General features: G+C 36.2%; 13 protein-coding genes and 1 riboswitch. Of the genes, 1 reads left to right on the top strand and 12 read right to left on the bottom strand.

The features are described 5' to 3' along the window. Nucleotides 1-136: 136 nt before the first annotated feature. A complete protein-coding gene (locus tag ACXR6G_RS17165; protein ID WP_458362680.1) occupies nucleotides 137-1,594 on the bottom strand; it encodes a hypothetical protein in 1,458 nt (485 codons plus the stop codon). A 477-nt stretch (nucleotides 1,595-2,071) separates the two neighbouring features. Further along, nucleotides 2,072-3,367 carry a voltage-gated chloride channel family protein gene (locus ACXR6G_RS17160; RefSeq protein ID WP_458362679.1) on the bottom strand — a complete coding sequence of 432 codons (1,296 nt, stop codon included), beginning with the start codon at nucleotides 3,365-3,367 and terminating at the stop codon, nucleotides 2,072-2,074. A gap of 24 nt (nucleotides 3,368-3,391) precedes the next feature. Further along, nucleotides 3,392-3,454: riboswitch (Fluoride riboswitch) on the bottom strand. A gap of 804 nt (nucleotides 3,455-4,258) precedes the next feature. Between ACXR6G_RS17160 and ACXR6G_RS17155 the strand changes: the two genes are divergently transcribed. Next, the gene (locus ACXR6G_RS17155; protein ID WP_458362678.1) at nucleotides 4,259-4,663 is read left to right on the top strand and encodes a hypothetical protein; all 405 of its coding nucleotides are present in this window, start codon (nucleotides 4,259-4,261) and stop codon (nucleotides 4,661-4,663) included. Nucleotides 4,664-4,712: 49 nt separating this feature from the next. On the opposite strand, the gene ACXR6G_RS17150 is transcribed toward ACXR6G_RS17155, so the two are convergent. The 10 genes from ACXR6G_RS17150 to ACXR6G_RS17105 all read right to left on the bottom strand — a co-directional run. Beyond that, nucleotides 4,713-5,048 (bottom strand): heavy-metal-associated domain-containing protein, encoded by a 336-nt coding sequence (locus ACXR6G_RS17150; protein ID WP_458362677.1) that lies wholly within the window; start codon nucleotides 5,046-5,048, stop codon nucleotides 4,713-4,715. Nucleotides 5,049-5,140: 92 nt separating this feature from the next. Continuing rightward, on the bottom strand, nucleotides 5,141-5,473 hold the full coding sequence (locus ACXR6G_RS17145) for a heavy-metal-associated domain-containing protein (protein ID WP_458362676.1): 333 nt from the start codon (nucleotides 5,471-5,473) through the stop codon (nucleotides 5,141-5,143). An 82-nt stretch (nucleotides 5,474-5,555) separates the two neighbouring features. Continuing rightward, nucleotides 5,556-6,065 (bottom strand): hypothetical protein, encoded by a 510-nt coding sequence (locus tag ACXR6G_RS17140; RefSeq protein ID WP_458362675.1) that lies wholly within the window; start codon nucleotides 6,063-6,065, stop codon nucleotides 5,556-5,558. A gap of 92 nt (nucleotides 6,066-6,157) precedes the next feature. Next, nucleotides 6,158-6,685: a hypothetical protein gene (locus ACXR6G_RS17135; RefSeq protein WP_458362674.1), complete on the bottom strand. Its 528-nt coding sequence runs from the start codon at nucleotides 6,683-6,685 to the stop codon at nucleotides 6,158-6,160. Between the two features lie 331 nt (nucleotides 6,686-7,016). After that, nucleotides 7,017-8,882, bottom strand: coding sequence for an efflux RND transporter periplasmic adaptor subunit (locus ACXR6G_RS17130; protein WP_458362673.1), 1,866 nt, complete (start codon nucleotides 8,880-8,882; stop codon nucleotides 7,017-7,019). A gap of 56 nt (nucleotides 8,883-8,938) precedes the next feature. Then, on the bottom strand, nucleotides 8,939-10,186 hold the full coding sequence (locus tag ACXR6G_RS17125; protein WP_458362672.1) for a TolC family protein: 1,248 nt from the start codon (nucleotides 10,184-10,186) through the stop codon (nucleotides 8,939-8,941). A gap of 96 nt (nucleotides 10,187-10,282) precedes the next feature. Beyond that, the gene (locus ACXR6G_RS17120; protein ID WP_458362671.1) at nucleotides 10,283-14,089 is read right to left on the bottom strand and encodes an efflux RND transporter permease subunit; all 3,807 of its coding nucleotides are present in this window, start codon (nucleotides 14,087-14,089) and stop codon (nucleotides 10,283-10,285) included. Between the two features lie 90 nt (nucleotides 14,090-14,179). Further along, complete coding sequence (locus ACXR6G_RS17115) at nucleotides 14,180-14,548, bottom strand: HYC_CC_PP family protein (protein WP_458362670.1); 369 nt, start codon at nucleotides 14,546-14,548, stop codon at nucleotides 14,180-14,182. Nucleotides 14,549-14,650: 102 nt separating this feature from the next. Continuing rightward, complete coding sequence (locus ACXR6G_RS17110; protein WP_458362669.1) at nucleotides 14,651-15,274, bottom strand: C25 family peptidase propeptide domain-containing protein; 624 nt, start codon at nucleotides 15,272-15,274, stop codon at nucleotides 14,651-14,653. Nucleotides 15,275-15,473: 199 nt separating this feature from the next. After that, a partial coding sequence (locus ACXR6G_RS17105) for a T9SS type A sorting domain-containing protein (RefSeq protein ID WP_458362668.1) occupies nucleotides 15,474-16,074 on the bottom strand: 601 nt, incomplete at its 5' end.

Raw genomic sequence — 16,074 nt, 5'->3', positions numbered from 1 at the left:
TTACAATTGCAGCCAACAGTAAATTGTATGAGTAGTGGCAGATTCCGGGGTACTTCCCTGTCAAACCATGATAAAGTTTAAGCGAGCTGAAAGCCCTGCAACCTAGCACTTACCCTCCCATTACTTATATAAAACATTAGCCATTGTTACTAATTTCAATAATATTATTTTCTTGTTTCATCATTTTCATATGAGAACAGTTCATTTCATAAATACTCTTTTGCCAATGAACAGCCTTTTTAAATTCAGGATTTTCTATTTCAATTAAATATCGTGCTATTAATTCAAGAAATACATTAACGTCATTTATGTGTTTGTATTTATTCGCATAATCATAGTTAATATTCTGAGTTCCATTTCCACCATGTGCTACCGTATTTCTACCTGTGTTGTAAATTATTGTCCCCAATGATTTTGAACCCAAATAAGAATGACCTCTCCATTTATTAAGTATCTGTTTTGACTTATTTTTTAATTCTGTCATAAAGTTAAGATATTGAGTTTTCCTCTTATCTACCATCTCTCCTGTTTTTGAATCCCAATCTGAGCCATAGTCTAAAAAGAATAAAGGAATGAACCTGTGGCTCTTTGCTTCATTGTAGTAATATTCAATTACATCCTTTAAATCAATTTTTGGCTGCCTAAATAAACGTTGGTAATGATAATTTTTTCCATATTCTACAATTCTGAATAGGAAAACACATCTTGGTAATGGTTCAATTTGTTTTAGTGAGGAATGGTATAGGTGCAACAAATCATTTGAATTAGTTTCAGGTAAGATTGTGAAATTTGTGTCTTTACGAAGTTTAAAAATAGGAGTACTTAAGCTTCGGAATTTTGATTTAGGGTTATTAAAAAATTTATTGCTTGTTAAAGTTAGTAAGTCAAGAATATCAAACTCATTATAGATATTAACTAATTTTTCATTGTATGATTTATTCTTAGTTTGGAGAAAGTTTGGTGATGCTTGAAAAAAAGCAATAATATTCAACATTGTTACTACATCTTCTCTTTGTGTATCATCTTTAAACAAAACAGAACTACCATACCTGGAATTACCAATACTTACTTCATTATAAATAATTATTTCCTTTGGAAATCTTAAGAAGAAATTACCTCCTAAGAATTCTTCATTCTTATATGTAGAGAACTGGTAGTTTTTTAATTCAAATATTGCTTGTTTTGTTTCTAATAATTGTTTTTGCAATTTTATTAGAGTTAGTGTTTTAAGTTTATTATCAAAACTATCTTCATTTTTAAGTTTATAATCAACATCCAAGGTCGTGTTTATTAAGTCTATGTCTTCTACATTGTAAGTAAACACAATCTTTATTGTACCATTTTCGATGCCTGAAATCAAATCTGTTAAATGTGTGGCTAGTTCTTCATAGACTAACTTTTCATAGTCGAGAATTTTTTTTTGTTTTAGAGTTTTAGAAGTCTGGTTTAACTCTTTATGAATTTTCAGAAATAGATTATCAAAAGCATTTACTCGTATAAAATGTAGGTGTGCAAATCCAAACTTTTCGTTTGGAAGATGAATATGAAATTCTTCCAAATTAAGATTCCCTTTTATACTATTCAGCTTTTTCATTTAATGTTCGTTAAGGCAGATAGTTTAATAATGGCTAAGAATTTAGAAACAAGCACATGGCTGTTATTTCAATTATCTCTTTTGAAAAGGTCTTGTTATCCCGCCTTATTGGAGGGATAAGGACATCTCCTAAATTGAGGCCACTAAAATTAAGAATTAATCTCACTAAACAGTATTTAATCTACAGGTAAAATACCTGTTCTACATAAAATGGAACGACTCTTTATAATTATAAGTTTGGATTTTCTCACATCTGAGATCGTGGTGGTCTGTTTGCAAAAGGGATAGGAGCTTTTGTTTGAGCTCCTTTGTCTTCTTTTTTTGACAAAGAGCGAGTGCGGATAGCCCGACCCGCAGGGTTTTGCCCAAGGAATTATTATTAAAAAAAGGCTTAGTTTGCCCTGAGTCTGTTTTATAGAAATGAATAGAATGATGCTTGATCAATCAAAAAAATGCAAAAGTCAGTTGCCTGTTTTCTTAAACTTCCCCCAATGTACTACCAGTCTCACGAAGTTTTGTAACTATTTTAGCATCACCAATAACCTGTGAGCTATAGATACCATGATGCCCGGAAATGAGATAAGCGACAATACAAGCAATAGCAACATAGGGACTACAGGCTATACCGAAGAGCTCGATAGCCATAATACTTGATGCTAGTGGTGTATTGGATGCACCGGCAAAGACAGCAACAAAACCCATTGCAGCCAAGAGACCGACCGGCAAAGGAAGAAACAAGGACAGAGCACTTCCCAAGGCGGCTCCTATAAAGAACAAAGGCGTCACCTCTCCCCCTTTAAAACCCGCACCTAGTGTAATAGCTGTCAGTAAGAGTTTAAAAAAGAAAACGTAAGGCGCTTGCTGAACCGTGAAAGATTCGACAATGGTAGGCAAACCTAATCCCAGGTATTTAGTCGTTCCTAAAAGTCCTGCAATGGCTAATATGAGAAGCCCTCCAAAGAAAGGTCTCATGTAGGCTCTTTTGATGTATTTACTACTGAGCTTGCTGTAAGAAGATGTCAGCTTAATAAAGCCGAGAGCAGCTAAACCAAAGCAAATTCCTGCCAAAATCGTGATAAGAAGACCTTGCAGATTAATATCGGGCACAAGACCTAAAATGTAATGGGAATGGGATACGCCATAAGATTTGGTGACATAATCAGCCATAAAGGAAGAAGCAAAGGCCGGGAAAATGGCATTGTATTTGATTTTTCCCATGTGAGAGACCTCTAATCCGAAAATGGCTCCGGCAAATGGCGTTCCGAAAACAGCACCAAAACCGGCACTCATTCCTGATATTAAAATAATCCGTCTATTGTACTTGCTCAGCTTAAAAACACGGCTAAGTTGATCGGAAATAGCAGCAGCCATTTGGATTGCTGTTCCCTCTCGTCCTGCCGATCCACCAAAGAGATGGGTAAACACGGTGCCTCCCAGAATAAAGGGAGCCAATCGAAAAGGAATGATCTTTTTTGGCTTATGAATGTTACTGATCACCAGATTATTTCCCGGTGCAATTTCTTTTCCCCACTTGTAAAATACATATCCCAATAATATGCCGGCTATAGGCAGTAGATAAATTATCCACTCATGTGCATTTCTATAATCGGTGGCTTTTTCCAGACTAATTAAAAAGAAAGCACAAGCCGAACCCACACAAATGGCAATGACCATAGATAACAATAGCCACTCTAATATGGATAAAAGAGCTGGTTGCTTACTTAGAATAAATTTACGAGCAAGTGAATATGAGCTGTACAGATTTTTTTGCATAACAATCCTGTGAAATTGAAAAAAATATTCGCAGGAGTCATCAGCCATTGGGCAGTTAAGTAGGAAAACTCCATTTCCTTTGGGTGGACAAATTTATGATTTTTTTTTGAGATCAAAAATCTCTTGATAAAAAAAAGGCTTATCTAAGTCGTAGAGCATATATAATGACGTAAAGCAAGCTGTATTAATAAGTACTAATTCACATATTGATGTCCTTGCCGGACGGGCTTGTACTTTTTTATTCATTCATAATTGAATGGGTATTCATGAACTCGCTACGCTCAAACAGCATTTCGTTTTTAACGCCTTCTTCATCTATGGGTCCCCTCCCGAAAATTCTCGGGAGCCATTGCCGATGTCGTCATTAGAAAAATAATCCTAACGCTGATGAAATATGATTAATGATTTGAACAACTTTAAGTAATACGATATAAATAATGACGTAAAGCAAGATGTGTAAATAAGCACTAATTTACATATTGATGTCCTTGCCGGACGGGCTTGTACTTTTTTATTCATTCATAATTGCATGGGTATTCATGAACTCGCTTCGTTCGTTTCTTGAAAGAAAAGTACCAAAAATTCAAGACTGCGGCATTCGCTGACCCATTACGACTTAAAGGCTAAACAAAATGAACTCGCTACGCTCAATCAGCATTTCGTTTTTAACGCCTTCTACATCTATGGGGCCCCAGCTGCCATTGCCGATGCCCTAAAAAAAATAATTCAGACGCTGATGAAATATGATTATTGATTTGGTATAATATGAAATCTCTGTGGAATTTCGTAAATTAGATAGTGTGTATTTTCAATAAGAATCAAGCTCAACCCTTGTCTCGAACACTAATTAATCTTGAACAATTCATACTATTCACTTTAAAACAAGACACTATGGGAACCAATTATTTATGCCCACATTGCAGAGGAATATTGAATGTTAAGGGACATATTATTTTGTCTGCAAAAAATTCAAAAAATGAAAATGGACTGCTTCTGCTTCATCCTGAGATAGGCAACTATACCAGTTTTAAAAATGGTGATTTTAAAATCGCTACTGGTGAAAAACTCGCCTTATACTGCTCCATTTGTCATTCAAATCTGGATAGCAATAAACACGAAAACTTTGCGCAAATACAGTATCAAAATATCCATGAGAAAGAGTCTACTGTTATTTTTTCTAAAATTTATGGCGAAGAAGTGACGCATCTTTTTGAGGATACAAAGGTATTCTCTTACGGAGAACATTGTAAAAGATATGCTGATCCTGAATGGTTTTTAAAGAGTTCTATTGATTAAAAAAGGGATAAAGCTTAGCTCTATCCCTTCCAATTATCTTTAAGAGGTTTTATTCTGGCCTATCGAACTTACAGCAGCCTGGCAAACCATGATAAGCCTTTGACTTAGCTTTATGCTTATCGGTATCATAACCGGCTTTTACGATTGCCATATGAATTTTGTGCAAATTCGTTTTCTTCTCATCAAAAGTAAGCACAATCATTTTCGTCTTTCTACTCCAATCAGCAGTTTTAACCCCATCAACCGATTGAGCTGCTTTTTCGATTCTAAGTTCACAAGTACCGCAATTGCCTAAAACCTTAAACTGTTCTTTTTTAATTTGAGCTTTTAGATGACTTGTTCCAAGTACCAATAAAATTATTAAAACAATGTTTCTTACTTTCATATCCTACTCTTTTAATTCTACACTCAAAATCAAGATAAGACATATTTATCTTTTAATAAAACCTTTAAGAATTTTTTAACAAGTTCCTTGCTTTACTTTCTGTCATACTGACAACAGCCTGGTAATTTGTTATAAACTTTATCATCCGCTTTATGCATCTCAGTATCGTACCCAACTTTTGCAATTGCCATATGCACTTTATGCACACTAGTTTTCGTTTTATCAAAAGTAACTTTCATCATCTTGGTTTTCTTATCCCAGTCTGCAGAAGTAACACCTTCAACTGTATTGGCAGCCTTCTCAATTGTTTTTTCGCACATGCTACAATTCCCAAACACTTTAAACGTTTCTGTTTTGCTTTGAGCCAATAAACTCATTGTTCCCATCAACACTAACACAACTATACTTATAATTTTTGTTTTCATCTTTTTAAATTTTAATTCTGCCCGATAATGTTCGGGATCAGGATAATACATTTAATTACACTTTTCTGGATCGTTCAGAAACTTACTTTGCTCCTTGAAAGATAATATCACCGCCTTCCATAGTGAATAAATAGCTGAAAGATTGATGCTCCATATCAAAACCACCAAAATGGTCATCTCCTTCTTTATGCTCATCGTTCAAGTGGTGCATCCATTCTGATTCTCCATTATGCATGTCACCCATCATTCCACCTGAAATATGGCCATCCCCTTTCATATGCCCATATAGAGTTTCAAATTCCTCACCTGTATGGCAAACAAACACACTATCTTTATGTAGATAATAATCAAGCATGAAAGTGGTATCTAATTCTCCACCATAACAGTGCACCTCAATTTGTTCACCAATTATTTTTACATTAGCAAATGCCTCAGTTGGTGATATTGTAGAAATTGATTTCGAAACATCACTGAGAAAAAGAGTTCCAACATAAGTTCCATCAATATTATTATTATTATCAGAACTATTGTTTTCTTCACAAGAGATAAATAACAAGCTTGCGGCTATTAAACTGATCAATAATTTTTTCATAACTTCTTCTTTTAATAAAAATCTATTTGTATTATATTCTGTCATATTCAAGTTGAATTCTTATTTTCTAATCATCTTCCATGACAATATAATTAAGGCAAATTGTAAATTAGGGTTTCATCACTTTCATTAAAACCTTCACCAACATGCTTGTAAACAAGCATCTTGACTACTCCATTAGTCTTAATAATCTCCATATCATTGCTATTTTCAACTCTTAACAAAGATTTACCACTCTCAGTGATTACGTTGAGTGTGAAATTGATTTTCCCAAAACCTTCAGAAGGGTCTTCATAATTATCTGACACAGTATATTCAACACAAGAATATACAAGCTCAACTTCTTCGTCCTTATTGAATGTTTTTTGGGAGATAAGTTTGACTTCATCCAGAAGATGATTTTCAGGTAGTGGAAGCTTCACTTCTTTCCAAATTGTGTTATTCAAATTATATATAAAAATCGTTTGATTCTTTTTATCATACTTCACATACTTCAAAGACCCATCTTCCAATTTAATAGACTTGTATTTCGAATCGATTTTACCCTCATATTTGATTTGTGAAAATCCTGTAAAACCAAAAAATAATACGAATAAAATTGTTATTGCAGTTGCTTTCATAATCTTAGTTCTTTAAAATTTGACTCGATTGTAAATACCTAACTGTTTCGCTAGTAGTGAGAGAATTTGTTACATTGCCTGTTCTTAAGTAAAAAACAGTTCGGTTATTTTCATTTAAATAAACTGGTCTTTCATATGGCTTTATAACAACAGTACAAATTCCTTTTTCATTTATTCCATGGAAATAATATGAGCATAAGAACACACATTCCTATCATATGCAAGCTAAAAGCGTGTGAGATGCTCTCTGAAATTGCTTTTCCCAAACTAATTAAGTTATACCCTGATCCCAATGATATCTGGGATCAGGATATCCCTCTTGATTATAAAATTATTTTCTGTCGTACTGACAGCATTCAGGCAAGCCCTTATAAACGCTATCAGAAGCTTTATGATTTTTAGTATCGTAACCAGCCACTGAAATAGCTTTTTCAACAGCATCAACATCGTTTGAACCCGATTCGAAATCTAAATTCAACATATGGGTCTCTCCGTTCCAATCGGCACGAATTACGCCATCAATCGATAGTGCAGCCTTTTCTATAGTAGCCTTACACATATCACAATTTCCGTTAACCCATACTGAGGCTTTTTCCATACGCGGATATTGACAACATTCAGGCAATTCTGCATATACCTTATCGTCTGCACGCAAATCACCAGCATCGTAGCCTTTTTCTGTAATGGCTTTTTGCACTTTTTCAGGATTCACTTTTTTAGCATCGTAATGCATGGTGAGTTCCTTAGCTTCCTTATCCCAGACAGCATGAGCAACACCTTTCACAGCAGCGGCTGCCGTTTCAATATTCTCTTTACACATTTCACAAGCTCCATTTACGAAAAACTTAGCCTCATCCATACCTGGCATCATTTTTTTAGTATCTCCTCCATGATTATGACCTGCAGGAGCAGCACCACCATCAGGGTTCATCATACTTCGTAAACCAATTAGTTGAGCTGCAGCATCAATTTTAAACACACCATTGGTTGCAATCTCGTCACCTTCATCTAAACCTTCTGAAATCACATAGAAGGCACCTGCTTCCGGTCCTAAAACAACTTCACGATGTAGAAAAGATGGGGATTCACGATCGGGAACTTTCACATAAACCACTGATCGTTTCCCTGTCCATAAAACAGCTGATTTAGGTACCATAATTTCACTGCTATTTTCAGCAATTTCTGATTCCAGAATACCTTGTGCAAACATCTCAGGCTTCAAAACACCATTCTTGTTTGATACTTCAATTCGAACTTTTGCTACACGAGTTTTCCCATTGATAAAAGGATCTATATAAGTGACTTTCGCAGAATAGGATTCTCCAGGATTAGCCTTAAGTTCAAAGTTCACCTCATCACCTAGCTTAATCCAAGGCAAGTCACTCTCATAAGCATCGAACATCACCCAAACTTTTGAAAGATCAACAACTTTAAATAAAGCCTTTCCCTCTTTCACATAGTCGCCCAAGGCCACATGTCGCATACTTACGGTTCCTGTAATTGGTGATAAAATATTGAAATAAGCCTGAGGATTTCCTTTTTCCTCAATCGCAGCAATTTGCTTATCTGTTAAATCCCAAAGCTTCAATTTGCCTTTAGCAGCGGTATATAAACCTGGACGATTTTCTTTAAATGAGATGGCTTCTAGTAACTCTCGTTGAGCACTCAGCAATTTAGGAGAATAGATACTTGCAAGTTTTTCTCCCTTGCGGACATACTGTCCGGTATAATTAACAAAAAGCTTCTCGATACGACCACCAAAACGGGCAGTTAGTTCAGAAATATTTCGCTCATCAACCTGAACTTTCCCCTGAAGGTTGATTGTCCTAATTGGAGTTCCCTTTTCTACTCTTATTGTCTGAATTGAAGCTAACTTCGCTGCCGATTCCGACATCACGATTTCATTTGGATCCACATCGTCACCACCAGACTGCATGCTTTTTAATGGAATTAAATCCATGGCACAAATTGGACACAAACCGAATTTATCTTGCTTGATTTGTGGGTGCATAGAACAAGTCCATGTCTGAGGATCTGCACTCTCATGCTTATGACCTTCATGATTCTCAATCCCTTGATCTGATGTATTTACATCACCTGAATTGCCTGAAATTAACCATCCTAGAAACAAGCCTAGAAATAGAACCCCAACAACTAATTTGTAATTCTCTTTAATATTCTCGATTATACTTTTCATCGTATTGTATTTTAATTAATCTATTACCACCCTTCGACTCCGCTCAGGGTTCGGAATTAGTTACCCATTAAATAGGAGATAAATGAAATAGCTGCTTGCTTATCTGCTTTAGCTTTTTCTAATTCTAAATTATATTTCAAGAGTTTGCGCTCCATTCTTAAGATTTCCTCGAAATTCTTATTTCCGGTCGCATAATTCGTTTCTAATATGTGTAAGGCTTTTCGGGCCAACTCAAGTTGTGAATGAAAAAGGTGTATACGTCTTTCGCCATCACGGTAATCTTTCCATCCCTTTTCAAAAAGACTCTCAAGAATATTGCTTTTGTTATCTTTTTCAAGAGCTTTAGCTTTTTCCTGAAAAACAACCTCTTTAACTAGTGCCTTATACTTGTTTCGATAAAGAGGAATGGTTAAACCGATTTTAGGAAAAACAAAAGCATCGGTTCCAGCCAGATTCATATCACCCTTCCCAGTTGCGATATAATCAAAGCCAATATTGATATTAGGCTTTCCAGCCTTCTTGGCCACCTCTTTTTTGAAACTTAAAGCTTCTTGTTGAAAACTTAAGCTTAAAAGTTGGTGATTATTGCTTTGAATTGAATCAAGTATGGCCTCTTTGCTTAATGCCAAATCTGTGAGCCATAATTCTTCGGGAAGCCAGATCTCTTTTTCACTCTCAGAGTTCAATAAATTATTAAACATTACTTCAAGTACAAACTGCTTATCCTTAAGCAAAGCGAGCTGGTTCTCAAGATCCCCCATCTCAATCTCAATACGATAACCATCGAGTGCAGATACGAGTCCTGCCTCTAACTTAATCTCAGACATCTTTCTAAAAGAATGAAGAATATCTATATTTTCGAGGCTAATGGCAATGGCTTTCTTATTAAAGTAGAGGTTGTAATAAGTGGTTCGAACCTCATGAAAAAGCTTGGCTTTAGCTTCTTCGAAAGCTTCGTACTTTGCCTTAGCAGCATGGATGGCACTATTTTCTTTTGCCTTTAAAGTTCCAAACCAAGGAAACATCTGAGAAGCCGAAAATTTAAACTCCTGTGGTCCCATTCTTGTTTCTACAGGTTTTATAAAATAGGCAAATGCCACTTGTGGATCAGGTAATGCCTTTACCTGAGGTGCACGTTCCAATGCTGCCAAATAATCGTTGAACTTAGCTTTAAGTCCAGGGTTATTTTCTGCAGCCTCTTCCAAATAGTTCCCAAGTTCGCTTTGTCCAAATCCTGAAATAGGGATCGCGATCAATAGAAACAGATAGAAACAGATCGATATATATTGTTTTTGTATGTTCATCTTCATATTATTTACGTATCATAAATCTTAAATAATTTTAAAACCTCCTCCTCCTAATCCCGAAAGCTTTCGGGAATGAGGAGAAATATTAGGCTCTTATTCTTGACTTATAGAAGCTTGCTTCTTTAATCTTCTTTCCTGCCACATGCTATAAAGTACTGGAACCACCAACATGGTTAATACCTCAATGGTCATACCACCAAATAATGGGATCGCCATAGGAATCATGATATCCGAACCTTTTCCTGTTGAAGTAAGCACAGGTAGAAGAGCAATAATCGTTGTAGCCGTGGTCATAATGGCTGGACGTACTCTTTTTGAACCCGCTTCGATAATCAGTTCTCTAACTTCCTTAACAGATTTAGCAGGTTTCTTTTCTTGCAATTGCTTGATATAGGTACTAATCAAGACCCCATCATCAGTTGCCACACCAAAGAGAGCGATAAAACCAACCCAAACGGCGACACTCAGATTAATGGTCTGCACTTGGAATAAGTCCCTAAAATTCATACCTGCCAAAGAAAAATCTAAGAACCATGTTTGTCCATATAGCCAAAGCATGATAAAGCCTCCTGAGAGGGCAACGATAATTCCAGAAAATATCAAGGAGGTCGAAACAACCGATCGGAACTGGAAATACAGAATCAAGAAAATAATCATGAGCGATATAGGAACAACAAGCATTAAGCGCTTAGTCGCTCTTATCTGGTTTTCGTAATTCCCCGTAAAGACATAACTTACTCCTGCTGGCAAAATAAAGGCGCCTTCATCCAGTTGTTTATTCAAATACTCTTGAGCATTTTCAACGACATCGATCTCAGCAAATCCTTCTTTTTTGTCGAAAATCACATAACCTACTAAGAACGTATTCTCAGACTTGATCATTTGAGGTCCACGCACATAATGAAATGTAACTAAATCACCTAAAGGAATTTGAACACCTGTTGGTGTGGGAATCAGGATTTTCTTTAAAGCTTCTGGGTTATCTCGGTATTCACGTGCATATCTCAACCTTACTGGGAAACGCTCACGACCTTCAACTGTTGAAGTCAGTTTCATTCCTCCAATAGCAGAACTGATAACAGCTTGCAGATTTTTTATGGATAAACCATAGCGAGAAATAGCATCACGGTCAATCTCCATTTCGAGATAAGGTTTCCCAACCACTCTATCTGCAAAAACAGACATGCCATTGACACCTTCCACTTGTTTAAGCAGTTTCTCTAATTCGAAGCCAACTTTTTCAATGCTTTCCAAATCAGGTCCAAAAACTTTGATTCCCATTGGCGCTCGCATCCCTGTTTGTAGCATCACCAATCTCGTTTGAATAGGCTGCAACTTTGGAGCTGAAGTCAGACCTGGTATCGTAGCCTTATCGATAATCTCATCCCAAATGTCATTAGGTGATTTGATTTTATCTCTCCACTGACGGAAATATTCACCGTTTTTATCAACAACTAAGTTTTCCTTAGCCACCAAACGGAATCCTTCTTCTTTGGGATTATAAACCGATCCATCTTTTAAAATAAAAGCTCCAACACGATTTACTTCAAATCGCATCTTATGACCGTCTTCGTTTAGAATGTATTCTGGTTTATAATTAATTACATTTTCGTACATGGATGTGGGAGCCGGATCTAGTGCCGAATTCACACGTCCCCATTTCCCGACTGCAGATTCTACTTCAGGAATGTTGTTTAGTTTTTTATCAAGTATACGAATCACCTCAAGGTTTTCGGCAATACCCGAGTGAGGCATGGTTGTAGGCATAAGTAGGAAAGAACCTTCATCCAAAGAAGGCATAAATTCTTTTCCAATACCTGGCAAACTTTCATCCAAGTTCTGATAAAGAGCGGTTTCTTTTACAAAATTGGGTGCAAAACCAAACATCTTATCGAAGCCTTGCCAGCTAGTAATTCCAAATAGGACAATAAAAATTGGCAGACTCAAGAACTTCCATTTGTTATTTAAACACCATGTCAAAATTCTTGAATAGAAATACACAAAGCTTGACATCAATCCTAGAATCAAAGTAACAATCAAGATAACGAACATGAAATTAGCAAACATACTGTATTGCGCACCCATTGGCATCCAAGACTTTGTCAGGAAGAACACAATAACCACAATAGTGATGGCTATATTGATAATATTTATCCAAAACTTTTTCGTTTCAGACCATCTGTCGGCTAAGTAGTTATTTAATCCATAGGCAGTGATAACAATCGCTATGTAATAACCCGTAAATATCGAAATAAGAAGTCCAGCAGCAATTAGAAAGATGCTCCAGATTTTCTTATACTTGTTTTTATCTAATCGAATTGAAAAAATAAGATGAGCCAGAGTTGGAATAATAATCAATCCAATCAATAGGGCTGCAAGCATGGTGAAAGTCTTGGTAAATGCAAGGGGTCTGAAGAGTTTACCTTCGGCAGCCTCCATGGCAAATACAGGTAGAAAACTGACGATGGTAGTGGTAAGTGCAGTAATAACAGCACCTGCAACCTCAACAGTCCCTTCGTAAACCACATTCAGTAATTGTTTCCCTTTGGCTCCAACATTCTTTGCCATGTCGATATGCCGAATTATATTTTCGGTGAAAACAATTCCCACATCAACCATGACACCAATAGCAATGGCAATACCCGAAAGGGCTACAATATTGGCATCGACTCCAAATTGACGCATGGTAATGAAAGTAATCAAAACCCCAAGTGGTAATAGTGAAGATATCAAAAATGAAGCTCGAAGGTTCATAACTAAAACGATCACAACCAGAATGCTGATTAAAAGTTCCAACGAAATAGCCTCTTCAAGAGTTCCTAGCGTTTCTTTAATAAGACCTGCACGATCGTAGAAAGGTACTATCGTTACTTTCGAGACGGTTCCATCTTCTAATGTTTTAGATGGTAAACCTGGTGTTATTTCTGCAATTTTTGCCTTTAAATTATCAATTGTCTCTAGGGGATTGGCTCCATAACGAGCAACAACAACACCACCAACGGCTTCTGCTCCCCCCTTGTCCAAACCTCCACGACGAGTTGCTGGACCAAAATTGATTTTAGCCACATCTTTCAATCGAATGGGCACATTATCGCGAACTGTAACAACAGCTTTTTCAAGATCTTCTAGACTTTTGATATAACCCAAGGCTCTCACCAAGTATTCAACACGGTTAAACTCAAGAGTACGAGCCCCAACATCAAGGTTGCTGTTTTTTACAGCAGCCATAATCTGAGCTACATTCACCCCATGAGCTCTCATGGCATGTGGATCTATATCAATTTGATATTCCTTTACAAAACCACCAATTGAAGCCACTTCGGCAACACCTTTAGCTGCTGTTAAAGCATAACGCACCTGAAAGTCCTGAAGACTTCTCAACTCATGAGGATCCCATCCTCCCGCAGGATTTCCGTCTTTATCTCGTCCTTCAAGCGTGTACCAGTATATTTGCCCCAGAGCTGTTGCATCTGGACCTAAAGCTGGTGAAACATCATCTGGCAAAGTACCTGATTGAAGAGAGTTTAATTTCTCCAAAATTCGTGTTCGACTCCAATAGAATTCAATATCTTCATCAAATATGATATAGATACTTGATAAACCAAAAATGGAGTTACTTCTAATGGTTTTCACGCCAGGAATTCCCAGTAGTGAAGTCGTTAATGGGTAAGATATCTGATCTTCGATATCTTGGGGCGAACGACCTGGCCATTCGGTATATACGATTTGTTGATTCTCGCCAATATCAGGAATAGCATCGACAGGAACTGGGTCTTTAGGTAAAATACCTGTATCCCATCCAAAAGGTGAATTGATAACACCCCATGAAATGAAAATAGTAAGTACCAAGAAAGTGACCAGTTTATTCTCAAGGAAAAAACGGATAAATTTATTCAGCATAGTTATTCAATTATGATTTTTTCAACGTAATAATTCGCACAGAATATGAGATTCACTCAACATTCGGTATCAATCTATTAGACGTTTAAATCATAAACGATAAACTTGCAAATCGGAAAGTACAGTTTGAATTTTAAGTGGTGGCGGCTTATGGTAGGCAACTTGCACAATTTCTTCTGTGATAGAAGGAACTATAAGCAATTGAATGAAGGCCGCTAAGAATGTGAATTCTTGTTCGAAATCGAAATTGAGAGTTTGAATCGTAAAATCATCTTCAATCTCAACTTTAATAATATCATTCTGACAATTTGGACATGAATCTCCACAGCAATTTTCAGCCTCAGATAATAATTGGATAGATTTTAATTCTCCACTGCAAGAATGAGCAGACACAGTCATCCCCATGGTGGTCACCAATACGAGTAGGGCTAAAATTATATGACTGATCTTTTTTAACATTTTATTTAGATTCTTTATACAAATATAGACTAAGTATAATAAAAGATGGGTTAATGAGATGTTAAATCATGTACTAATACATCGTAATTAGTGAAGTGAAAATTATTTAAAGCTTACTCGATAGATCAGTTTTGAATAAACACGAAGCTTCTTTGTTAGAGGATTCAATTGAACAGGACGAACCTGAACTCTAATCATTCTCTCATCACGAGCGACTTGATTTGATATGATTTCGACAAGTTTTTCTGGAAAGAATTCATTCTTCTTATAAACTTTAACATCCTTATAAAAAGGAGGAACCTCTGCACCATAGGCGTCTGAAATGGGTGCTGAAGCAGGATAGATCATAAAATTATCATACTCGATATAGTCACTCTCCACAAGCTCCAATAAAATTTTACTGTTCGTAGGAACCTTCAATAAATCATTCCTCATGGGCAATGCAGGTGCACCCTCCTGTCCCATTTTACCAAAACCTTTAATGTGTACAAAATAATAACTCTCATCCTGATGTTCCTTCTTCGCCAATTTCGCTCCAGTAAAATCATAAATGACTTGCAGATACTCATCGTCCACCTGGACTTGCTCACGAATAGGCAGAACAAACACTTTCTCAGAACTTAAGTTTTTATGTTTAAAAGATAAATAATCCTTTGGTAAAACCTGTGTCATTGAACAGGAAAAGAAAATTGGGAGTAATATATAAAAAGACATTTTTTTAAGCATCTGGAATAAATTTTAATTCAGTATGAAGTTATATAATTAAAGACATATCATCTCAGATATAAAGGCTGAATTCATATAACTTAAAACATTTTTTATTGAAGAAGTATTTATAAGCTTTTCTTCATTCAATAAAGATCTATATAAAAAAAGGAAGGCTGCTATAATAGCAGCCTTCCTAGTTTAAAAAAAAGATAATAAATTACTTAATAATTAATTTCTTAACTACATGCATATCTCCAATACGAATACGTACTAGATAAAGTCCAGGTACAAAAGAAACTGATATTACTTTTTCTTGTTCGAACATGCTGCCTTGATAAACAAGACGACCTGTAACATTACAAATTTCTATAATAGCCTCCGCTTGAGGACGCTCATTAAGATGAATTTTGAATGCACCTCGACAAGGATTAGGATAAAGAGAAACTGTTTGTACAGTAGCATCAATATCTTCGATCCCTGTAACTACTACGGCTTTTACAGTAATCATAACAGTCGTTTCTGACACATCTGTACCATCTGAAACTGTTAATTGAATTTCAAAATCAGTATCAACATCAACCTCAGGTGCGATAAAGCTAGCCTGAATCTGAGTATTATTTTCAATACTAATTCCATCCTCTGATGTCCATGAGTAAGTCAATGTTGTGTTAGCATCAACATCACTAGAAGCACTTGCATCCAATGTTACAAGATCTCCTTCGTTTACTGTTTGCGCTTCACCTGCGTTAGCAACTGGAACAACATTAACCGGAGCAACATTCTTCACTGTAATAACAACTGTTGATGTTGACGTTAAT

This window comes from Ancylomarina sp. YFZ004 (assembly GCF_054254355.1).
Note: the sequence above shows the minus strand (reverse complement) of the source record. Positions and strands in the feature narration are given on the sequence as shown.